This is a genomic window from Thermostichus vulcanus str. 'Rupite', from assembly GCF_022848905.1.
In the GTDB taxonomy this organism is placed as follows: domain Bacteria; phylum Cyanobacteriota; class Cyanobacteriia; order Thermostichales; family Thermostichaceae; genus Thermostichus; species Thermostichus vulcanus_A.
The window spans coordinates 11,499-31,843 of the sequence record NZ_JAFIRA010000041.1; the positions used below are offsets into that span (position 1 = coordinate 11,499).

The window sequence follows — 20,345 nt, forward strand, 5'->3', positions numbered from 1 at the left end:
CCTCCCGCCGACTAGCTAAAGGGCTGAAGTACAGTCCAAATCCCAAAAAGCCCACCTGGTTTCAGATGGGCTTTTCATTTTTTTTGTGTGGATCGATTTCCAGAGGCAAAAGCCATTGGGTAGTGGAGGGATCCCGTTTTAAGCAAGGGATCCCTGAAGGGAACTAGACCTTAGCGTTGACAGCCACTGGGATGGTCAATGGCTCTGGATCCTCCTGCGGCGGCAACATGACCACGTCAGAACTGTCGATAATCGCCTGCAACTCTTCTCCATCGATCGTTTCAGCTTCCACCAAGCGGTGGGCAATGCGATCGAGGAGGGCGCGGTTTTCTGTCACCAGGTAGGTGGCCCGCCGGTATGCTTCATCCACCAGCCGCCGTACCTCTTCATCGATGAGGGCAGCGGTTTCCTCAGAAAAATCCCGCTCGGTGGCGATATCCCGCCCCAGGAAGATATTGCTGGACTGCCGCCCCAAGGCAACATTTCCCAGACGATCGCTCATGCCAAAGCGAGTCACCATGTTGCGGGCAATCCGAGCCACCTGTTGCAGGTCGCTAGCAGCACCGGTGGTGATTTCAGACTCACCGTAGATCACTTCTTCCGCAACACGGCCCCCTAACGCAACCGTCATCATATTCTTCAGATGGGCACGGGTGGTCAGGCCCATGTCGTCATCGCTGGGCATAAACCAGGTGAGACCGCCCGCCTGTCCACGGGGAATGATGGTTACTTTCTGAATCGGGTCATAGTTGGGCAAAAGGGATCCCACCAAAGCATGACCCGACTCATGGTAAGCCACCAACTCCTTGCGCCGCTCGCTCATCAGACGATCTTTCTTCTCAGGGCCAGCCAGCACCCGATCCACCGCATCGTTGATCTCGTCCATCGAGATCTCCGTGAGATTACGGCGGGCTGCCAAGATGGCTGCTTCATTCAAAAGGTTGGCCAAATCTGCCCCAGTAAACCCAGGGGTACGGCGGGCCAATTTCTCCAGATCCACATCGGCAGAGAGGGTCTTGCCGCGAGCATGGACCTTGAGAATCTCCAGACGGCCTTGGAAATCAGGACGATCTACGGTTACCTGGCGATCGAAACGTCCCGGTCGCAACAGGGCTGCATCCAAGACATCGGGTCGGTTAGTAGCCGCGATCACGATAATCCCGGAGTTGCCCTCAAAGCCATCCATTTCTGTGAGCAACTGATTCAGGGTTTGTTCCCGTTCATCGTTACCGCCACCAAGTCCGGCCCCCCGTTGGCGACCCACTGCATCAATTTCATCGATGAAGACAATACAAGGGGCATTTTGCTTGGCTTGCTCAAACAGATCCCGGACCCGCGAGGCCCCCACACCGACGAACATTTCTACAAATTCCGAGCCGGAAATGGAGAAAAAGGGCACCCCTGCTTCTCCAGCTACAGCACGGGCCAGCAGGGTTTTGCCGGTACCTGGCGGGCCCACCAACAATACCCCCCGCGGAATCTTGGCACCCAAAGCGGTGAAGCGCTCCGAATTCTTCAGAAAATCCACCACCTCGGCCAACTCCAGCTTGGCTTGCTCAATACCAGCCACGTCGTTGAAGGTTGTCTGGGTTTTCGGTTCCATTTGTACCCGCGCTTTGGATTTGCCGAAATTAAGCGCTTGGCTACCGGGGCCATTTTGAGCACGACGCAGCAGGAAGAACAAACCGAGCAGCAGCAGGACAGGCAAGAAGAAGGTACTTAGAATGCGCCCCAATAAGCCCTCCTCTTGCACAGGACGCACCGCCAATTCCACCCCTTGGGCAACCAGGGTACTCTCAAACTCGGGGGTGAGGGGGGGCAGATTCACCTGTACCTGAGTGGCACGACCGTTCACCTCTGCCTCAGCAATGGCAATTTGGCGACCATCAGGGGCCGTTTCCACCAAAACCTTACTGACCTCGCCCCGTTCAACGCGGCTAATCAGGTCGGAGTAGCTGATCTCCTGACGTTCAGCTGGGCGGGTACCGAAAAAGGTCGTGGCCAACGAAATCAGCACGATGGCCAGCAACGCATACAACCCCGCACTTCTCCATTTCTTGTTTTTACCTTTCTGACTCACGGAAGCGTTTCCTCCCAAAGGGTGTTTTTTATCGAACTCGCAGATGGTGATCTGGGGTCGAGTGGGTTCTAGCAACAACAGACTATTAATTAATATTAACCTGGATGAGAGGCCTGCTGAAAATCCGCCAAATCTCTCAATCTAGGGACTCGACTTGAGGGACTTGAGGGATAGGATCAAGTCGATACCGCCTCTTGGAGGCTAGCCAGGCTGGCTGCCGTTCAGGCTTCTCCTTTTCATTCTGGGGATATTTCATGCTGACTCAACTGCGCCAACTGAGCATCGCTGCCGACGGACGCTACCTCAGGGATGAGGAGATGCAGTTCATGGAGACCTACCTGGCCTCGTTTGATCTGCGCCTGAGCGCCTATCAGAAGATTCAGGGGGCAGAAGCCCAAATCATCCGAGATGTGGAGATGAAAATGCGCGCTCTGGATCCCTATCTGCTCATGCGTGGGGTGGAAGACTTTCGCAACAAGTGGAAGGCGGATACTGTTCGGGTTCTGCGTCTTTCGGCGCTGGCTATGCTCCTGGACGATGAGCAACGTTATAGGGAACGATTTCTCTACTGGTTTCAAACCTTGATGCGGGCCTTCCGAACTCAACGCAGCTGCGAGGCAACCTATCGCTTTTTGCAAGAAGTGGTGGCAAACTATCTAACCCGGGACGAATTGAACCTACTCAAACCGATCCTAGAAACAAATCGCACGTTGCTGGGCCTGAACTAGGCGGCTGTTTCTGACGGAGTATCTGAGGGAGTAACCGACTCGATCACCTCTAACTCATCTGCCTGTAGATGGGCCCGGAACTTGCCGCTAAACTGCACTTGAAAAGGGAAATTGGCGCTAATTGGGCGACCATTCCAATCTCGGATTACCGCCTTGAGCTCCCCTTCCATCCCCTTGAGATCAAAGGGTTGATTGCGATATTCCGGGTGGTGATAGACAATCACGCTGGTACGTACACGCACTCGATCTCCAATGTTCATGGTCTTGCCCTCCAAAAAAGGCGGCCCACCGCAGGAACCGACTTGACCTACTCTAGCTCAAGTTCTAAGGAAGACTGCGAGATGTAGAGAAGTGTGTGGGGATCGACACAGTAGTTTGCATTTCCGGGGTATTCACCATCCGTGCGTCTGTCTCTAGAGTGGGCGGGCTGCTGGGGATCTGCCTTAGGGATCCCTCATTAAATTGCCGCTATTGATCCGTGCAACTACTGCCCCAAGGGATCCCTGATGGAACCTGGGGCAAAAACCGATCGTCGCTGTATCTCTGAACACATTTTCCAGAGATCTTTAGCGTGTTGAGGACGAGCGGATGATCGATTTGCTGACCGGTGCTTTGATTGCTCTATTGCCAACGGTGCCTGGAGAGCCAGAACAGATGGTGGTGAGTCACTACGGCCAACTGCCTCCTGGGCAAAGCTGGAATCGACTCAAGGATGGCAGCGTCTTTCGACCGGAACAAGACTTTGTTGCTGCCCACCGAACCTTGCCCATTGGCACACGATTGCTCTTGACCAACCCTGAGCAGCCGGAGCAGAAGGTGGTGGTGGATGTTTTGGATCGAGGCCCTTTTATTCGGGGTCGGGATCTGGATATTTCCACAGTCGCAGCCCGCAAGCTCGGAATTTATGAGCAAGGTGTGGCTCAGGTGGAAGTGCGTCTCTTGCCCACAGAAGCGCCACCCCTCTCGGGTGTTTTGATGAGCTTAAATTAGGTATAAATACACAAATAAGTACAGCCCTTTGGCGGATTTTCCAAAACTTTCCACAACACTGCCTGTCTATCCCTGACAGGTGTAGGTTGGTGCTCTTATGGGTGATTGTGAAGGAGCGGATGCAAGGGGATCAACGAAAGGGCTGTAACCACAGCAATCAGGATTGAGTTGACCCAACTCCTTTTCCTGAGTTCATGAAGATTTGCTCGAATGGCTCTCTTGGGTCATTTCTTCCCTGCGTTTGTCGCCGATGCCGCAGTCTCCACAGCATTCTGGCCGTTTGAAGTCATCCCAATGGATGCAGGCCCGGCAGCCCTTCAGCATTTCTGGCCAGCGTTCCCGAATCAACAGTTGCCGCAATCTGACTTCCTGTGACTCCCGAAACTGGTATTGGGATCGATCCATAACCATGAGGTTTCGCAGCTCTCTGTATCTGGTATAAGAGCAGATTTGGGTACGCAATCGAGAAACATTGGTATAGCTTAAGGTTTCTGCTGCTTGTCAGTTTTTTTTGACTTGTTTGAGATGGTCGAATCTCATCCCCCCTGATATCTCTTCGAAAATATTTACCAAGCAATGTAAACACAACCACATAAAACTTAGTTCACTTTTCGCCACTCAAAACAAAGGTGGGATCCAGCGAGACGAGCATTTGTGCCCGCCCACGGTGTTCTAAACGATTGACCGCCGATTGAATCACCTCTACGTGATGAGCCCGCACAGCCGCTAACCCAGCAGAAAGGCCGTATAGTCCATCTAAAGAATGGGTGGTAGCCACAATCCGCCCTTCTGGGCTGAGGTATTGCCAGCAGGACTCCAAGATCTCTTGCAAAGGATGCCCGCCCTCAATGCAAATGCGATCCGGTCGTGGTGAAAGCTGCTGGAGACAGTCTGGGGCCGTTCCTTGAATCACTTGCACATTGCTCAGACCGAATTTCTTACAATTACCCTCGATGAGGCTGACAACCTCCGCATCCCGCTCGACGGCGATCACTTGAGCTTTTGGGCAGAGCACGGCTGCTTCAATGGCGATGGTACCTGTACCAGCACCGATATCCCACAAACAGTGGTTCTCCCCCAACCGCAACTGGCTCAACACCAACACGCGTACCTCTCGTGGGCTCATGGGGATCCCGGGAATACGCTCGAAGGCAGAGTCAGGAATCCCTGGGGTGCGGTAGGGCCAGGGGAACGGGGTTGACATGGTGAAGTACCTATCTGTCGGGGTTCTGTTTTGTCCCTCAGCATAAAGCGGATGCTCTAGTGACCAAGACCGAGGGGTCTGATAAAATTGGTGAACACTGCGGGCGTAGTTCAGTGGTAGAACGCTAGCTTCCCAAGCTGGATGTCGTGAGTTCGAGTCTCATCGCCCGCTTCCTTGTACCAATCATCACGTATTCGTTGTCCACATCCTACGCCACGTGTTCAAACACTTGCTCCCACCCTCCAGTGTTTGACCATCGAATGAGCAGAGGTGGGGGACTGACGCGGTTTCGTTCAAGGTCGAATCCTCAAGTCTTGAGGGCAGCAAACAACATCTCAATCCCTCATCTCAACCGGTCATCCACCCGTGCCGTCTGTGGGTGGCAGTTTGTCGGAAGAGACTGTCAAAGCGCTCTTACACCCCCTCTAGGGAGAATGGGATGGTTTACCTCGCAATGCCTCTAGGAAGGCAAATACCGCAGGAGGATGCAGGGCAGAGGCCAGTATCGCGGCACCAATCACTCGCTCCAAGGGAATTGGCAGGCGACGGATCTGGATCCCCTCGGGAATAGGAATAGCCGCCAAGCGAGGCAAAATGGCAGCTCCCAAGCCCTGGGCAACCATGTTCACAATGGTGGAGTCTTCCTTCACCAAGTAAGCCACCTCAAGGGTTTGTTGTGCCGCTTCCCAGTGGTTTCGCACCGCCGTGGTGCATTCGGCGTAGTTGTAGAGGATATAAGCAAAATGGGAGAGATCCGTCCAGGTGAGGTTTTCTGGCAGGGATCCAAAACTGTGAGGAACCAACAAAATAAATTCGTCGCGGGCAATTTCCCAAGTTTCCAAATCGTCCGCATTGCGGGGCAGCGGCAATAGGCCAATATCCACCTGACCGGAGCGCAGCAGTTGCTCGACTGTGGCTGGATCCTCTTCGGTGAGGGTGAGAGTAACTTGTGGAAACTGTTGGCGAAAACGTGCAATCACCGGCGGTAACAGATGGGTTGCCGCACTGCGAAAGGCCGCTACCCGCACACTTCCTCCCCGCAAGCCTTTTTCCAGATTGGCCTCGTAATCCATTTGTTCGCGCAGTTGCAGCATTTTGCGGACATGGCGCAGCAATCGCTCCCCGACTGGGGTTAGGTGTGCTCCAAATCGACCACGCACCAGCAGCCTCACTCCCAGTTCTTCTTCAAGGCTGGCAATGGCCCGACTGACTGCCGATTGGGAAATGTGCAGTTGCAGGGCTGCATCGCTGAAGTTGCCCTTCTCTACCACCGCCACCAAAATTTGCAGTTGCGAGATGTTCATGAAGTCTATCTATTCGACTTGCGCATAGATGTGATGCTATCTCAGGTTTGAACCTCGCTCTGAGGCTGACTACACTACGACTTGACCCCGCCAAGCAGTGCGGAAAACGTTCTGGTTCATTATCGTTGCCCCCATCGAATTGAGGTGAGGAAGCATGTTTGCCCTGCTACCCTTTCGTAAATTTCGAGATACCCCTGGTGTGCGTTTTTTTGATATCACTGTCCCTCAATCCAATGCTCGGGATCTGGTTTGTCATGAGGGACCAGCCGTTAGCCCACCCAACAATCCCCAGGGCTACTGGCAGTTTTACCTACACCCCCACCAGGAAGATAATTTACTGGCTTTATCCGGCGGGCGCACCTTCTATTTGGTGAACTTTAGCTGGCGGGATCCCTTTCATATTGTGCGGTTAGAAGCGAACCGAGAAATTCTGCGCATTCCCCCCGGGACCTTTCATCGTTCCGTCTCTGATCCAGAGGGATCCATTGTGTTAAACCAAGCGGTGCGGGACGAAAAAGCCACCCTTGAACATGAATTTCGCATCTACGACAGCAGCCGCATTCCCCGATTGTTACAGGTGACCTCCGCCCCCGCTCCGCTGCCTCGGATTTGCGCCTGAGTCACACAACCTAAATAGAACCTAATTGGATCTGATCCAATTGGATCGGATTGGGGAGTTTGGCTACCTCTGGTGGGACAGGACATTTTTCTCTACCATGCGGGGGAGATCAGGGTTTGAGGTAGCTATGCAGGCGGTGATTTTGGCCGGTGGAAAAGGCACTCGCTTACGACCCTTTACGCTTTTGCAACCAAAACCCTTGATGCCACTTCTGGAGGTGCCCTTCCTAGAATGGATGATTGGGCGCTGTCGGCGGGTGGGCCTAACGGATATTTTGCTCAGTGTGGGCTACTTAGGGCGACAAATTGAAGCGGCCCTGGGGGATGGTAGCCAGTGGGGAGTGAAGATCCGCTACATTCCCGAAGAGACCCCCTTGGATACGGCAGGGGCCTTGGTGCTGGCGCAGCCCTACTTCAGCGGGGATCCCCTAGTGGTGTTCAATGCCGATATTCTCACCGATCTGGATTTACAGGCTTTGATGGAATGCCATGTGCAGAGCCAAGCCGCTGCCACCCTCACCCTCACCCACGTTGAGGATATTACTGCCTATGGATTGGTAGAAGTTGGGGAAGGGGGGCAAATCCAGTCCTTTCGGGAAAAACCTACGGCTGCCGAAGCCCTTACCCTCACCACCAACACCATCAACGCCGGTACTTATGTCTTGGATCCCGCCATTTTTAGTGGCTACCCGAGCGGGAATCCGCTTAGTTTTGAACGCCGGGTTTTCCCAGACTTGCTCAACCAAGGGCAACGGATGCAAGCCTACCTGCACGAGGGCTACTGGCGGGATCTGGGCAACCCAGCCAGTTACTACCACGGTCAATTGGATATCCTTAGCGGGCGCATGACGGATTTTCCCCTGGAGAATGTGCAGGAACAGGCCCCCGGAGTTTGGATCCACAACACCGCCCATATCGAACCCGCAGCCCAGCTGGGATCCCCCTGCTACATTGGCACCCAAACCTGGCTGGGCTCCCGAGCCCAAATTCCGGCGGGCACAATCCTTGGCGGCCACAGTTGGGTGGATGGATCCCTGCAACCGGGGGTGTACGGGCCAGGCACCCTGGTGGTTTGACGCTCTCCCCCCAACCCTGAAGGGTAGGGTCGGAGATTCCTGTTTCTTAGACTCTTATCCCAACAGGGTGCCGTAGGCATAGCTAGATGGTGCTCCGCACCGCACAGAGTGCGATCGAGTTGCCCCAACCCCCGCCAGACCGTCTCCGCAGGCATTTTGGTTTAACGTCCACGGTGCGCCCCACCGCAGACGAAAAAAGGAGCACAGCTTCCTTGTTGGTGATGTTAACTTATCACCGCCGCTATGCCTGCGGCACGCTACGCGAACACCACCACCTAATCGCAAGCGGTATAGGTGGAGCACTGCGACGAATCTTGGTAGATTAAAAAAATGGAGTTACCACAAACTGGGGAACGCTGGGATCCCTATCTTTCTTCCGTAGCCGCTCGCTTCAACCGGGAGCTCGAGATTCAACTGGGTCAGCCAGGCTGGCAACTTCCCCCAGACTTAGAGCAACTGCCCTTTTGGCAAGCCTACCAGCGGGATCATCTGCAGGAACGCCTCGGGATCCCATTCCCGCACCTGCGCGCCCCCCACAAACGGGAAGCCTGTCTGGATCTGGGCTGTGGAGTAAGTTTTCTCACCTATCCCTGGAATGACTGGCAAGCCAACTTTTATGGCCATGAGCTGAGTGGCGAGATTGTGCGCTTCATTCGCTCGCGGGCACCCCAGTTGAACTCAAAATTGTTCAAATCCATGCAGCAGGGATCCGCCCATCACCTGGAGAATTACGCACCCGAGCAGTTTGATTTGGCCATCGCCACGGGATTTTTGTACTACTACCCGATTGAATACTTTGATGGGGTTTGGGCAGAGCTGCTGCGGGTGTTGCGACCGGCTGCCCCTATCCTGATCGAGGTGGTCAATCCCGAATCGGTATGGGCAGAACAGTGGGGCTTAATTGAGCTGTTCAAAGGAACCGAACCCATCTTCACCCCCTTATCGGAATGGGAACGGCGCATCACAGCCTTGGGAGGCAAAATTCAGAAACAGGCCAGTGGGGAACTGTTTACCACCTACCTGATTCAGCGCAAGCGCTAGAGTACCCCTGTTTATCACCATTACCTGGAAAATCCTCCGGGGATCCGGGATAATTTATTAAGATATTAAAAAGTGTAAGCCTCGGCAGGGATCCACTGCCACCCATGCCCTCTTCCTCCACCACCCTGCTGCTGGTTGATGGCTACAACGTTATTGGAGCTTGGCCGCCCCTGAACAAGTTGGCTCGCCGATCTCTGATGGAATTGGCACGTCTGCGTTTGGTGGAGTCTTTGGCTAACTATGTGGCGTTTCGGGGTTACCAAGCAACCGTGGTGTACGATTCTTACGCCCAACCCACCCCCGCCCACCAGGAGCGCTCGCCCTCCGGCATCGACATTCTCTATACCCCCTATGGAGAAACCGCCGATACTTGCATTGAACGGCTGTGTGCCCAACTGCAATGGGATGAATGTCGGGTACGGGTGGCCACTTCGGATCGGGTGCAACAGCTGGTGATCGGCGGCTATGACGCGGAATGGGTTTCGGCAGAGCAACTGTGGGAAGAAGTCCAACAGGCTCAGCAGCAGATCCGTCGCATTAAGCCCAAACGCTCACCCAGCAAACGGGGCATTGATTCTTACTTAGATGCAGAAACTCTAGCCCGACTGAATCGCTGGCGACTCTCGGGTCAGGCTCCCACCGATTGAGGGTCAGAAGTAGCAAAGATGAGCAGAGAACATCAAACATTAAATTCAAACATTAAATGCCATCGTAGGGAATCGTGGGGGACTCAAGCCACAACGAATCTTCGCTTGGGGGTTCCTGTGGCTCCGTTAACTTGCGCTGAAAAGGATCCGTCGGATCCATTGGGCCAGATTCTAGGTCATCCACCAGCACCAGCACCCGCACAATCCGATTTTTGGGTAACCGTTCCTGGGCCTCCATCGGCAAGATGAGCTGACCATCCATGCCGGTATGGGCCAAAAATTCATGCGCTTTCATGCTGGTTTCCCAAGACGGTGAAGGGATCCCTAGGCCAAATCTTGAATGGGGAACCCAACCCATTGTTTGGGATGGGCCGGGGCTTTGCCCAAACTTGAACCCGTACAGCACCCCATTGTGACCTGGCCCGAGGTTATATTCCAGCTTGCCCCAATCTCCAGACCTTGCAAAGCCAAAACTTGACAAAGTCCCGATGAGTTTCGGTCAGGATCCCTACACCACCCCGTGTTCCCGGAACCAAGCCTGTAGCCTTTCCCAAGCATCCCTCGCGGCTTCGGGCCGGTAACTGGGACGATAATCGGCAAAAAAGGCATGGGGAGCATCCGGGTAGATCACAAATTGCGAGGGATCCCCAGCCGCCTCCAAAGCCGCCTTCATTTGTTCCACTGTTTCCAACGGAATGCCAGTATCTTCCCCACCGTACAAGCCCAACACCGGCGCATTCAGACTGGCTGCCACATCCACAGGATGGGTTGGGGTCAGTTCTGTGGCATCTCCCACCAAACGGCCATACCAAGCCACACCTGCCTTTAGGTTAGGTTGATGAGCTGCGTACAACCAAGTGATTCGTCCGCCCCAACAGAAGCCCGTAATGCCCAACCGCTCTGGATCAGCACTGGCATTGCCCATTGCCCAATCCACCGCAGCATCCAAATCCGCCATCACCTGCGCATCCGGCACTCGTGAGACAATGGCACGGATTTCTTCAAAACTTTGCAACTGAGAAACATCCCCCTGCCGGTAAAACAGCTCAGGTGCTACCGCTACATAACCTAACTTGGCCAAGCGGCGACAAATATCTTGAATATGTTCATGAACACCAAAGATCTCTTGCACCACCAAAACCAGCGGGAAAGGGCCGGATCCCATGGGTTTGGCACTGTAACCGGGGATTTCACCGTCAGAGGTGGGCATGGTAATCGGGCCGGCTTCCAAGCCTTCGCTATCGGTGGTGATGGTTTGGGCGGAGATCGGCTGTACCGCCAAGGCAAACCCGGCAGAAACACTGGCCACCACAAATTGACGGCGCTTCAGATGGGTGGGAGAGAGCCACTTCGGTTGTTCCGCATACATAGATTCCGATCCTCAAGAGAGCAAACACCTCTAGGATAGACGACGCTTCAATTGTTAAAATTCTTATTGCTTACAGTTTGGACATGAATCTTGCCCATTATGTTTGAAGAGCTACACGTCGGAGATCTGGCCGTGAAAAATGAACCATGGGTCAAGATAAAATTGGGCTGGCACAGAGATGCAGGTGAAGGAATGGTTAAGCAGTGGAGAACACTGGGTTAAATGTTCCAGGGAGCGTCTGTGCTGTCTTGCACTTTGGAGTTTACATTGCAATGATTAAAAGTTTATTTTCGCTGCGCCGTTCTGCCGTGATGTTGAGTTTGGGCTTAGCCCTTGTATCAGGATCCCAAATCCCATCCAAAGTCTTTTCTCAAACCACCGCGAGGGTTGAGGGTAAGGTGATCCGGCCTGCGGCTTCCACCAATTTTTATTCTCTATTTTTGGCTGAGATCATCAATGAGGGTTTGAAAGAATTGGGATATCAGGTTGAGACCACTCAACAGCTTCAGGTTGCTCTAGCCCACGCGGCAGTTGCCAGCAATGATGTTGATTTTCTAACGGCACATTGGGAAAACTTAAACTATCCGATGATCGTCAGCAATGGCGGAGAAGAGCGACTGGAGCGCATAGGGGTTTTGGTGGACAATACCGTGCAAGGTTATTTGATCGACAAAGTCACGGCTGAAGCCCATAATATCGAGAATTTGGAGCAGTTGCGGGATCCTAAAATTGCGCGTTTGTTCGATGCCGATGGCAATGGCAAGGCGGACTTGGTCGGGTGCAATCCTGGCTGGGGTTGTGCGGCTGTCACTGAACACCACCTGGAAGCCTATGAACTGACGGATACTGTGCAGTTTGTGCAGGGCGAATACGACGCTCTCATTGCTGATACCATTACCCGCCTGCAACAGGGGGAACCGATTTTGGCCTATGCCTACTCTCCCCATTGGGCTGGGGCTTTCTTACAACCGGATGAAAATGTTGTTTGGCTAGAGGTTCCCTTTACAACCCTGCCCGAGGAACAAGCGGATGCCAGCCAAGTCAATACCCTGGTCAATGGCCGCAACCTGGGCTTTGCGGTGGATCGCATTCGGGTGGTAGCCAATGCAGAGTATCTGCGCAATAATCCGGTGGCTCGGCGGTGGTTGGAGCTGGTGTCCATCCCCATTGAGGATGTGAATGCTCAACAAAAACGGGTACATGACGGAGAAAAAGCTCCTGAGGACATCCGCCGCCATGCGCTGGAGTGGATTGAGGCCAATCGCCAGCTTTTCGATAGCTGGTTGGATCAAGTGCGCCAGGTGGCCGGTTAATGTCGGATCCCGTCTCAATTTGGGATGCGCTTCTGAATCCGTTTGATTGGGTGCGGATCCCTTTTGACAGCTGGGTGAGCACCGGGATCCAATTCTTGGTGACCCATTTCCGCCCAATCTTTCAATCGGTACGGTTGCCCATCAACAGCCTGCTGCGCAGCTTTCAGCACCTGCTGCTCAATACCCCTCCGACAGTAGTGCTGGGGGTTCTAACCGCTTCGGCCTGGCAGTTGGCGGGTCGGCAGGTAGGGTTCTTTGGCTTTCTGGCGCTCAGTCTGATTGGCTTTGTCGGGGCTTGGCAACCGGCAATGGTTTCTCTGTCTTTGGTGCTGACGGCTGTTGTGGTTTGCCTATTGCTGGGGATCCCATTGGGGGTACTCTGTGCCCGGTCGGATCCCTTTGAGAAGCTGTTGCGCCCCCTCTTGGATGCGATGCAGACCTTGCCGGTATTTGTCTACCTTGTGCCGGTGGTGATGCTGTTTGGGGTTGGAGAAGCTCCCGGCGTGATCGCCACGGTCATCTACGCGCTTCCTCCCCTGATTCGGCTCACCAATCTGGGCATTCGCCAGGTTCCTGAAGAGGTGGTGGAGGCTGCCCTTGCCTTTGGCGCTACTCCCAACCAAATTCTCTGGGAAACCCAGATCCCTTTGGCCATACCCACCATCTTGGCGGGAGTTAACCAGACGGTGCTTTTTGCTTTGGGAATGTCGGTGGTCACCTCCATGATCGCGGTACCCGGGCTAGGGCTTGTGGTGTTGCGGGGGCTCAATGGCTTGAATGTGGGCATGGCCGCTACTGGAGGACTGGGAATCCTGTTACTGGCCATTTTGCTGGATCGCGTTACCCAACAGGTGGGACAAATTGACTTTCAACGAACTTGGTATCGGCGTGGGCCGATAGGTTGGGGATGGAAACGATGGCAGCGTTGGCAGGCTCGGGATCCCCACTAGACCATCCGAAACAAGACTCAGCCTAGGAGATGAATGACAGACCATGACGGCTCCGGAACCCAAAATTCGGCTAGAGAACCTCAGCAAAATTTATGGCCCCGATCCCCAAAAGGCTTTGGCGCTGTTGCGAGGAGGACTGAACCGTGAGCAGCTCTTTCAGACTACAGGTCATGTTCTGGCAGTGGCCGATATTTCCCTTTCTATCCAGCCTGGAGAATTGTTTGTGATTATGGGCCTCTCCGGATCGGGAAAATCTACGTTGGTGCGGTGTCTCAACCGTTTGATCCCTGCTACAGCCGGCAAAATCTACATCGACGGTGAGAATGTCCTACAGGTTAGTGAAGCACGGCTACGGCAAATTCGCCGCCAGAAAATGGCCATGGTATTTCAGAAATTTGCTCTCTTCCCCCATCGCACGGTGCTAGAAAATGTGGAATATGGCCTCAAAATTCAGGGGGTGGATCCCCGTCAAAGACGGCAACGGGCTTTAGAAACCCTTGAAAGGGTTGGCCTGCAACAATGGGCGGATCGCTACCCATCCGATCTAAGTGGTGGCATGCAACAACGGGTGGGATTGGCACGAGCCTTGGCTACAGATCCAGATATTTTGCTGATGGATGAAGCCTTTGGTGCTTTGGATCCTTTGATTCGCCGTGAAATGCAGCAGGAACTCTTGACTTTGCAGGAGCACTTTCAAAAAACCATTGTTTTTATTACCCATGATATTCAAGAGGCCCTCAAAATTGGGGATCGAGTGGCCATTATGCGGGATGGGGCCTTCGTTCAGGTGGGATCCCCGGCAGAACTCCTCACCCAACCGGCAGATCAGTACGTTGCCGACTTTATTCAGGATGTGAACCGAGCACAGGTGTTGAAAACCGGAGCGATCACCCGCAAAACCCTACATCTGATTTTGGGTAGAGACTCCCTCTCTGGGGCAGCGGCACAAATGCACAACCATGACCTGAACACGTTATATGTGCTGGATGGCCAGGGTCGTCCTGTTGGGGTTTTGGCTGCAGCAGCCCTGGCTCAAGCCTTACATGCAGGACAGGAAGACATCCATGCAGCGATGCAAACCAACTTTCCCCAAGTGCAGGCTTCCACGAGTCTAGAGGAGCTGTTTCGCTACTGGGATCAAGAAGTTCCGATTGCTGTTGTTGATCGGGAGGGGCGATTTAAGGGTGTTGTAGAACAGTCGGAGCTGTTTTCCATTGTCGGTCGCTTAAGCCAATCACGTCTCTCATCCTCAGGAAGAGAGGTCGGAAAGGAGTCTGCGGGAGATTCGGTTCTGGTCGCAGGCTAGCAGTTTTAGTGATCCTAACCATCCTAATATTCTCTAAGATTCTCGGAGCCAGCGGGTGGTGCCATCCTTTTGATCGATTAGGGTAATACCCAGAGTTTTCAGGTAATTCCGAATCCGATCTGCCTCTGAAAAGTTTCTCGCTTTACGGGCTGCCAAGCGTTGCGCGATTAGATCTTCAATATCTTCCGGGGATAAAGAGTCTGTTCTACTCCCCGATTGCTCTCCCTCCAACACGCTTTCTGGTGCCCCCAACTGCTGTGGATGGGCCTCTTCCACCACAAACCCTAGTGTTCCCAAAACCTCCAACAGAGCGGCACTTTTCTGCCTCAGCACCTCCGGTTGCAGATGGGTTTGACCCTGGTGGGTGAACAGGTTGTACTCGCGGGTGAGTTCTTTGGCCAATTCAAAGGCGATAGCCAAGGCTCCAGGGGTACCGAAGTCATCATCCATGGCCATCTGAAAGGTTTGCATCGCCTCGGCATCTGGGGATCCCGACAATTTAGAACTCTCCTTGTCCCTGAGGAACTGGTGTGAAGCTTGGATCCCTTTGTGGAGGGTTTCCCAACCGCGGCTAGCGGCCTGCATAGCTGCATCCGTGAGATCGATCGGGCTGCGGTAGTGGGTCTGTAAAAGAAACAGACGCAGAGCCATGGGATCGTAAACGGTGAGGGCTTGCCTGAGGGTGGTAAAGTTGCCCAAAGATTTGGACATTTTCTCGCCATTGACGTTGAGAAAGCCGTTGTGTAGCCAGTATTTGGCCATGGGTTTGCCAGTAATCGGTTCGGATTGGGCTAACTCATTCTCATGGTGGGGAAAAATCAGGTCAGCCCCCCCGGCGTGGATGTCAATGTGATCCCCCAGGGTTTCTCGCACCATCGCCGAGCATTCAATGTGCCAGCCCGGTCGCCCCCATCCCCACGGGGACTCAAACCCCGGCTCCGTAGCCGGTGCAGCTTTCCAAAGGGCAAAATCAAAGGGATCCCGTTTGTCGGTGCCTTCTTCTCCCACCCGGCCACTGGCCCCGGCTTCCATATCCTGCAATTTTCGCCCAGAGAGTTGACCATAATCTGAGAATTGACGGACAGAATAATAGACATCGTAGGCGGGCTGCTCAGGTGAGTTATCTGTGAGTAAATTCACTTCTGGAGTAGAAGAAAATCTGGATGCTTTTTGCATGGGATCCCGTACCCGGTAGGCAAAGCCTTTCAGTTCCAAAGATTGGATCAATTCGAACATCGCCTGTAAGGATTGAGTTGCCCTTGGATAAAGGTTGGCTCGTTTAATATTAAGGCGATCCATATCCTGAAAGTATTCTGTGATAAAGCGCTCTGCCACTGTTTGCATCGATTCCCCACGTTCTGCGGCCCGTTTGAGGATTTTGTCATCAACATCTGTAAAATTCTGGACATACTGCACGCGATACCCACGCCATTCCAGATAGCGACGCACCATGTCCCAAACCACATACGTGCGGGCATGGCCCAGATGGCAGAAGTCATAAACAGTGACCCCACAGACGTACATGCGCACCCAGGGTCTTTCTAGTAAGTCTTTTGGGGAAGACGGGTTTGAAGTACCACTTGGCTCAAAGCTAGAAGTGGGCGAAAATCCACTCAATGAAAGGGGATGAAACGCTTCCTTGCAGCGGGTCAGTGTGTTGTAGACAACCAAACTCATTGGAATCCTTGGTTTGTAGTTTCAGCTACAGAAAAATCAGCTTTGTGTTCCCGAAAAATACAGTGGTGTATTCTGTCCAACATCGGATAAGAGTCCCAAAAATCCCCCATGATAAACGGCTGGGATCATTGCAGGGTAAGCGTTATAGCTGAAATCACCTGCGAAGACTTGTCTAGATTTGTTAACTACGGTACTCTAACCTGAGTGCGAATTGACGTGTTCATTATCGAACTCCCCTCGTCCCTGGTGACCTTAGCAGTGCTTAGCACAAAAGGGTTGCTGCTCTTATTTTCACCTCTTCTCTTGCGCTCTAGTGTCAGTCTGTTTGTGTGTGAGGACGCCCTTGAGACCCACCCTCTCGAATCCCCAGAAGGGGGAACTGGACTCCACCGGTGCCACCGTGAGCACCCTTTCCAGTCCAGCCCCGGCTGTTTCAGCCGAGATCCCTACTGAAGCTTCATGGGCTGCTCAGGATCAGGTTCCGCCTTCCGAAGCTCCTGAGGATGCAGAAGGTTCCCCCTTGGAATGGGCCCCAGCTTCCCCTTCTATGCCGACCAAGCCAAGATTGGCGGGGTTTGCACTATCCCTCGGTTTGACTGGACTGGTATGGCTGCTCAAGTTGGAATCGGATCCCTACGCGGAGTCTTTGGAAACCTTGGTGCGGGATCCCCAGCAGGCAGTTCCGGATCCTCAGTCAGAGCCAGCCCAGGAAACCTCTGACGAATCGATCCCTTCGTCTCGCCGTACCTACCCTGTCTGGGCCACTGGGCTATTGCTCATGTTGGGTTTGGCCGGAGCCGCCACGCTACAACAGCGACAACTGAATCGCCAGCCCTTGACCCCTCTTCCTCCGGCAATAGAGCGGATCCCGCCCTCGGTTCATACCCTATCTGGAGCTTTGCAGCAAAACTACGACCTCAAAAAAGAACAACTGCGGGAAGCCTTCCAAGAGGGATTGATCCCGACTGGAGAGGGGCCTAAGGGCATTCTGGAGCACGAGGTTCAGCCGGGAGAAACCCTTTGGCAACTGACCCAGATGTATCAGCTGGATGCTGCTGCAATCACCGTTTCCAATGGCATTCAGGCCGATACCCCATTGGAGCCGGGTCAAACCCTGTGGATCCCCAGTCAACCGGGATTGATCTATACCGTCAAGCAGGGGGATACCCTTGAGGATGTGGCTAACCGCTATCAGGTTTCGCAGCAACAGATCATTGCAGCTACCCCTCTCTCTCGGCCCGAATACCTGCGCATTGGTCAACGCCTGCTCATTCCCGGCGATGTCAGTGAGTTGATCAACCGGCAAAAGGAGATGATTGCCGCCCAGAAAGCTCGGGAAGAGGAAGAACGCCGCCGACAAGAGGAGGAGGCCCGGCGCCGAGCAGAGGAACAAGCCCGCCAAGAAGCCGAGCAGCAACGTCTGGCAGAAGAAGCTCAACGGCAAGCGGAACAGGAACGGCAGACCCAAGCCGCCCTTTTGGCCAGTGGATCCCCAACCCACACTGTGGGCTCCGGTGACACGATTGAGCGCATTGCCGCCCGCTATGGGGTAACCCAGCGCTCCATTATTCAGGCCAACAACCTGCGCAATCCCCATTGGCTGCGCATTGGTCAGCGTCTGACGATTCCGGCACCGGGTACGCAGCCCACTCAAGCGCCAGCTCCCCAAGCCCAGCCTCAACCCCAGGCCCAACCGGTGCCAGCGGCTCCTCCTCAAGCCCCCCCTCAAGCCCGAAGCAGCGGTTTTATCTGGCCGGTTTCTGGACAGATTACCTCTGGTTTTGGCTACCGTCGCGGTCGTCTCCATGCCGGCGTGGATATCCCTGGCCCTGTGGGATCCCCGATTGTGGCGGTCATGGAGGGAACGGTGATTTTTGCCGGTAATGGCGGTGATGGCTATGGCAACCGGGTAGATATTCGCCATCCGAATGGGTTGGTCACCCGCTACGCCCATGGACATCAGATTTATGTCTCCACCGGCCAGTACGTGCAGCAGGGACAAACGATTATGAGTCGGGGGAGCACCGGCTGGAGTACTGGCCCTCACCTGCACTTTGAAGTGCGCCCCGGCGGAGGTGCCCCTGTGGATCCACGTCCTTATTTGCCCTAAGCTCAGCCAGTCGGGTGATAAATTGTTAGCCTAAAGGCAGTAATCTCCATACCGTAGGAACACGCCGATGCAGTGGGTGAATGCACTCTCCCAGCTCCCCTCCCTAGAAGCGGCTCTGCGGCAAGTGGTGGAAGAGGCCAAGGCAAAACTTCAGGCAGCGCAACTCAAAAGCGCCCTAACCCGGCAGGTGCAAACGGTGGGATCCGGCAATTTGCCGGGGGTGCTGACGGGGTATGTGCCCTCTCAACCCTTGCGCCCTACCCTTGGGATCCTGTTTGTGTCGGCGGCCTTTGCCAGCGAATACATCCGCGTGTTGCCGCTATTGTCCGATCTCCTGGATGTTGAGGTGTTGATCGGGTGCTCGGGGGGAGGCATTGTCGGCGGGGGTCAGGAAATCGAAGACGGGCCGGCCCTGTCTTTGTCCTTGGCGGTGCTCCCCGATGCAGTTGTGCATCCATTCCATGTGCGGGGCAGCCAACTGCCGGATTTGGATGCGGCCCCTTCCGCTTGGACGGATTTGATCGGGGTATCTCCACAAACCAAACCGAATTTCCTGATTCTGGCGGATGGATTTTCCTCCGGTGTCTCGGAACTGCTGCAGGGTTTGGACTTTGCCTATCCTGGTGCGGTCAAGGTAGGGGGATTGGCCAGTGGGGGTCGTAGCCCCAACAGCAATGCTCTATTTTTGCTGGATGCCCGTACCCCGACGCCGCGGCGGGACATGTATCGGGAGGGAACGGTAGGGTTGGCCCTCTACGGCAATGTTGTCCTGGAGGCAGTGGTGGCTCAGGGGTGTCGTCCGATTGGGGATCCCTTGCGGGTCACTGAGGCCCAAGGGAATGTGATTCTTGGGTTGGAGGGGCGTGCTCCGTTACCTTTGCTGCAGGAGCTGGCGGAACGACTCAGCCCTGCGGATCAACAGTTGGCCCGTCACTCCCTCTTCATTGGCTTGCTGATGAATGAATTCAAACTGGAGCCAACCCCAGGAGATTTCTTGATACGGGTGATTTTGGGGATTGACCCGCGGGTGGGAGCGATGGCGATCGGGGATCGAGTGCGCCCTGGCCAAACAGTACAATTTCATCTGCGGGATGCCCAAACCTCGGCGGAAGATTTGCGCTGGGCCTTAAGCCGCTATCGAGAAGAACAGCCTCCCGAGCCCAGGCCGGATCCCTGTGGGGCTTTGATGTTTGCTTGTCTAGGGCGAGGTCAGGGGCTTTACGGCACCCCCCATTTCGATTCGCAACAATTCCAGGAATTGGTGGGGGATCTGCCCTTGGGGGGCTTTTTCTGTAATGGTGAGATTGGCCCGGTGGGGGGAACCACCTTCCTACACGGCTACACCTCCTGCTTCGCCATTGTGCGGCCTGCCCATTGAGGGAGGAGTTCTGAGCCTTCTCTTCTGGTGTGCTTTTGCCCATCCTCCAAGACGTTGCAATGGGCCGGGGAACTTCATGGCCCAAACAACTACCAGCACACAGAGTAGCCCCAAACCGATCAGTACAAAAGTTGGGATCCGCACCACCCCCACCCAAAACCAGCTCCATACATGCACTTCTAACAGACTCACCCACACCAGGCTCACGCCAGCCACAACCCTCCGTTGCCACTGGGGACGCTCCAACACCGTGAAGACCAATACCTGCAGCGTGATCAACAGGCAGGCTGGAACCAAAGCTCCACACACCCAGCCACAGTAGGCCCGCGACCAACTCAGGACAAGCCACAAGCCTGTCATCAGGGTGTGGATCCCAATCATGGTCAATGCTCCGATGCGAAAATTTTCCTCAGGCTACCTTAATCCGTTTTACGAAAAGCAGCGTAAAGCCCCCGGTTTCTAACCGGGGGATATAAGCGCACAGGCTGAATTTATTCAGCAACAGAAATAGTACATACAATAGTCCCCATGAAACGGGTCACCACCACACTCAA

20 protein-coding genes and 1 tRNA gene are annotated in these 20,345 nt (G+C 54.3%); 12 read left to right on the forward strand and 9 right to left on the reverse strand.

Annotated elements, in window-relative coordinates:
- Positions 1 to 163: 163 nt before the first annotated feature.
- A complete protein-coding gene (gene ftsH / locus JX360_RS13690) occupies positions 164 to 2,080 on the reverse strand; it encodes an ATP-dependent zinc metalloprotease FtsH (RefSeq protein ID WP_244352044.1) in 1,917 nt (638 codons plus the stop codon).
- Between the two features lie 254 nt (positions 2,081 to 2,334).
- Here ftsH and JX360_RS13695 point away from each other — a divergent pair, with 254 nt between their 5' ends.
- Positions 2,335 to 2,808: a globin family protein gene (locus JX360_RS13695; RefSeq protein ID WP_244352046.1), complete on the forward strand. Its 474-nt coding sequence runs from the start codon at positions 2,335 to 2,337 to the stop codon at positions 2,806 to 2,808.
- Here JX360_RS13695 and JX360_RS13700 read toward each other — a convergent pair.
- The gene (locus tag JX360_RS13700; RefSeq protein ID WP_244352047.1) at positions 2,805 to 3,068 is read right to left on the reverse strand and encodes a ferredoxin-thioredoxin reductase variable chain; all 264 of its coding nucleotides are present in this window, start codon (positions 3,066 to 3,068) and stop codon (positions 2,805 to 2,807) included. The genes JX360_RS13695 and JX360_RS13700 overlap by 4 nt on opposite strands.
- Positions 3,069 to 3,396: 328 nt before the next feature.
- On the opposite strand from JX360_RS13700, the gene JX360_RS13705 reads away from it, so the two are divergent.
- On the forward strand, positions 3,397 to 3,798 hold the full coding sequence (locus JX360_RS13705) for a septal ring lytic transglycosylase RlpA family protein (RefSeq protein ID WP_244352048.1): 402 nt from the start codon (positions 3,397 to 3,399) through the stop codon (positions 3,796 to 3,798).
- 192 nt (positions 3,799 to 3,990) lie between these two features.
- On the opposite strand, the gene JX360_RS13710 is transcribed toward JX360_RS13705, so the two are convergent.
- Positions 3,991 to 4,209, reverse strand: coding sequence for a hypothetical protein (locus JX360_RS13710; protein ID WP_244352049.1), 219 nt, complete (start codon positions 4,207 to 4,209; stop codon positions 3,991 to 3,993).
- 193 nt (positions 4,210 to 4,402) lie between these two features.
- On the reverse strand, positions 4,403 to 5,002 hold the full coding sequence (gene cbiT, locus JX360_RS13715) for a precorrin-6Y C5,15-methyltransferase subunit CbiT (RefSeq protein ID WP_244352050.1): 600 nt from the start codon (positions 5,000 to 5,002) through the stop codon (positions 4,403 to 4,405).
- A 99-nt stretch (positions 5,003 to 5,101) separates the two neighbouring features.
- Between cbiT and JX360_RS13720 the strand changes: the two genes are divergently transcribed.
- A tRNA-Gly gene (locus JX360_RS13720) sits at positions 5,102 to 5,173 on the forward strand.
- Between the two features lie 254 nt (positions 5,174 to 5,427).
- Here JX360_RS13720 and JX360_RS13725 read toward each other — a convergent pair.
- Positions 5,428 to 6,306, reverse strand: coding sequence for a LysR family transcriptional regulator (locus JX360_RS13725; RefSeq protein ID WP_244352051.1), 879 nt, complete (start codon positions 6,304 to 6,306; stop codon positions 5,428 to 5,430).
- Positions 6,307 to 6,460: 154 nt separating this feature from the next.
- Between JX360_RS13725 and JX360_RS13730 the strand changes: the two genes are divergently transcribed.
- From JX360_RS13730 to JX360_RS13745, 4 genes are all read left to right on the forward strand, one after another.
- On the forward strand, positions 6,461 to 6,925 hold the full coding sequence (locus tag JX360_RS13730) for a redox protein (RefSeq protein WP_244352052.1): 465 nt from the start codon (positions 6,461 to 6,463) through the stop codon (positions 6,923 to 6,925).
- 127 nt (positions 6,926 to 7,052) lie between these two features.
- On the forward strand, positions 7,053 to 8,000 hold the full coding sequence (locus JX360_RS13735; protein ID WP_244352067.1) for a nucleotidyltransferase family protein: 948 nt from the start codon (positions 7,053 to 7,055) through the stop codon (positions 7,998 to 8,000).
- 330 nt (positions 8,001 to 8,330) lie between these two features.
- Positions 8,331 to 9,041, forward strand: a complete 711-nt coding sequence (locus tag JX360_RS13740) for a class I SAM-dependent methyltransferase (protein WP_244352053.1) — start codon at positions 8,331 to 8,333, stop codon at positions 9,039 to 9,041.
- Positions 9,042 to 9,145: 104 nt separating this feature from the next.
- The gene (locus tag JX360_RS13745; RefSeq protein WP_244352054.1) at positions 9,146 to 9,688 is read left to right on the forward strand and encodes an NYN domain-containing protein; all 543 of its coding nucleotides are present in this window, start codon (positions 9,146 to 9,148) and stop codon (positions 9,686 to 9,688) included.
- Positions 9,689 to 9,740: 52 nt separating this feature from the next.
- Here JX360_RS13745 and JX360_RS13750 read toward each other — a convergent pair whose 3' ends face one another.
- Both JX360_RS13750 and JX360_RS13755 read right to left on the reverse strand, forming a co-directional pair.
- Entirely contained in the window at positions 9,741 to 9,983 is a 243-nt protein-coding gene (locus tag JX360_RS13750) for a hypothetical protein (protein ID WP_244352055.1), read from the reverse strand.
- A 213-nt stretch (positions 9,984 to 10,196) separates the two neighbouring features.
- Positions 10,197 to 11,057 (reverse strand): dienelactone hydrolase family protein, encoded by an 861-nt coding sequence (locus tag JX360_RS13755; protein ID WP_244352056.1) that lies wholly within the window; start codon positions 11,055 to 11,057, stop codon positions 10,197 to 10,199.
- Positions 11,058 to 11,329: 272 nt separating this feature from the next.
- Here JX360_RS13755 and proX point away from each other — a divergent pair, with 272 nt between their 5' ends.
- The 3 genes from proX to JX360_RS13770 are packed head-to-tail and all read left to right on the forward strand — an operon-like array spanning position 11,330 to position 14,626.
- Complete coding sequence (gene proX, locus JX360_RS13760; RefSeq protein ID WP_244352057.1) at positions 11,330 to 12,370, forward strand: glycine betaine/L-proline ABC transporter substrate-binding protein ProX; 1,041 nt, start codon at positions 11,330 to 11,332, stop codon at positions 12,368 to 12,370.
- A complete protein-coding gene (locus JX360_RS13765) occupies positions 12,370 to 13,320 on the forward strand; it encodes an ABC transporter permease (protein ID WP_244352058.1) in 951 nt (316 codons plus the stop codon). The genes proX and JX360_RS13765 overlap by 1 nt, the downstream gene beginning before the upstream one ends.
- A gap of 43 nt (positions 13,321 to 13,363) precedes the next feature.
- On the forward strand, positions 13,364 to 14,626 hold the full coding sequence (locus JX360_RS13770) for a quaternary amine ABC transporter ATP-binding protein (protein WP_244352059.1): 1,263 nt from the start codon (positions 13,364 to 13,366) through the stop codon (positions 14,624 to 14,626).
- Between the two features lie 33 nt (positions 14,627 to 14,659).
- Here JX360_RS13770 and cysS read toward each other — a convergent pair whose 3' ends face one another.
- Positions 14,660 to 16,303 (reverse strand): cysteine--tRNA ligase, encoded by a 1,644-nt coding sequence (gene cysS, locus JX360_RS13775; RefSeq protein ID WP_244352060.1) that lies wholly within the window; start codon positions 16,301 to 16,303, stop codon positions 14,660 to 14,662.
- 343 nt (positions 16,304 to 16,646) lie between these two features.
- Between cysS and JX360_RS13780 the strand changes: the two genes are divergently transcribed.
- Together JX360_RS13780 and JX360_RS13785 are read left to right on the forward strand one after the other, a co-directional pair.
- The gene (locus JX360_RS13780) at positions 16,647 to 18,413 is read left to right on the forward strand and encodes a LysM peptidoglycan-binding domain-containing protein (protein ID WP_244352061.1); all 1,767 of its coding nucleotides are present in this window, start codon (positions 16,647 to 16,649) and stop codon (positions 18,411 to 18,413) included.
- Between the two features lie 67 nt (positions 18,414 to 18,480).
- Positions 18,481 to 19,791 (forward strand): FIST signal transduction protein, encoded by a 1,311-nt coding sequence (locus tag JX360_RS13785; RefSeq protein ID WP_244352062.1) that lies wholly within the window; start codon positions 18,481 to 18,483, stop codon positions 19,789 to 19,791.
- On the opposite strand, the gene JX360_RS13790 is transcribed toward JX360_RS13785, so the two are convergent.
- Positions 19,744 to 20,172, reverse strand: a complete 429-nt coding sequence (locus tag JX360_RS13790) for a hypothetical protein (protein ID WP_244352064.1) — start codon at positions 20,170 to 20,172, stop codon at positions 19,744 to 19,746. The two genes, JX360_RS13785 and JX360_RS13790, sit on opposite strands and share 48 nt — an antisense overlap.
- Positions 20,173 to 20,345 lie beyond the last annotated feature (173 nt).

Bases quoted from the DNA above. Each gene is read 5' to 3' on its own strand.
- JX360_RS13695 (WP_244352046.1), top strand. From the start codon at position 2,335: ATGCTGACTCAACTGCGCCAACTGAGCATCGCTGCCGACGGACGCTAC.
- JX360_RS13700 (WP_244352047.1), bottom strand. From the start codon at position 3,068: ATGAACATTGGAGATCGAGTGCGTGTACGTACCAGCGTGATTGTCTAT.
- JX360_RS13705 (WP_244352048.1), top strand. From the start codon at position 3,397: ATGATCGATTTGCTGACCGGTGCTTTGATTGCTCTATTGCCAACGGTG.
- JX360_RS13710 (WP_244352049.1), bottom strand. From the start codon at position 4,209: ATGGTTATGGATCGATCCCAATACCAGTTTCGGGAGTCACAGGAAGTC.
- cbiT (WP_244352050.1), bottom strand. From the start codon at position 5,002: ATGTCAACCCCGTTCCCCTGGCCCTACCGCACCCCAGGGATTCCTGAC.
- JX360_RS13725 (WP_244352051.1), bottom strand. From the start codon at position 6,306: ATGAACATCTCGCAACTGCAAATTTTGGTGGCGGTGGTAGAGAAGGGC.
- JX360_RS13730 (WP_244352052.1), top strand. From the start codon at position 6,461: ATGTTTGCCCTGCTACCCTTTCGTAAATTTCGAGATACCCCTGGTGTG.
- JX360_RS13735 (WP_244352067.1), top strand. From the start codon at position 7,053: ATGCAGGCGGTGATTTTGGCCGGTGGAAAAGGCACTCGCTTACGACCC.
- JX360_RS13740 (WP_244352053.1), top strand. From the start codon at position 8,331: ATGGAGTTACCACAAACTGGGGAACGCTGGGATCCCTATCTTTCTTCC.
- JX360_RS13745 (WP_244352054.1), top strand. From the start codon at position 9,146: ATGCCCTCTTCCTCCACCACCCTGCTGCTGGTTGATGGCTACAACGTT.
- JX360_RS13750 (WP_244352055.1), bottom strand. From the start codon at position 9,983: ATGAAAGCGCATGAATTTTTGGCCCATACCGGCATGGATGGTCAGCTC.
- JX360_RS13755 (WP_244352056.1), bottom strand. From the start codon at position 11,057: ATGTATGCGGAACAACCGAAGTGGCTCTCTCCCACCCATCTGAAGCGC.
- proX (WP_244352057.1), top strand. From the start codon at position 11,330: ATGATTAAAAGTTTATTTTCGCTGCGCCGTTCTGCCGTGATGTTGAGT.
- JX360_RS13765 (WP_244352058.1), top strand. From the start codon at position 12,370: ATGTCGGATCCCGTCTCAATTTGGGATGCGCTTCTGAATCCGTTTGAT.
- JX360_RS13770 (WP_244352059.1), top strand. From the start codon at position 13,364: ATGACGGCTCCGGAACCCAAAATTCGGCTAGAGAACCTCAGCAAAATT.
- cysS (WP_244352060.1), bottom strand. From the start codon at position 16,303: ATGAGTTTGGTTGTCTACAACACACTGACCCGCTGCAAGGAAGCGTTT.
- JX360_RS13785 (WP_244352062.1), top strand. From the start codon at position 18,481: ATGCAGTGGGTGAATGCACTCTCCCAGCTCCCCTCCCTAGAAGCGGCT.
- JX360_RS13790 (WP_244352064.1), bottom strand. From the start codon at position 20,172: ATGATTGGGATCCACACCCTGATGACAGGCTTGTGGCTTGTCCTGAGT.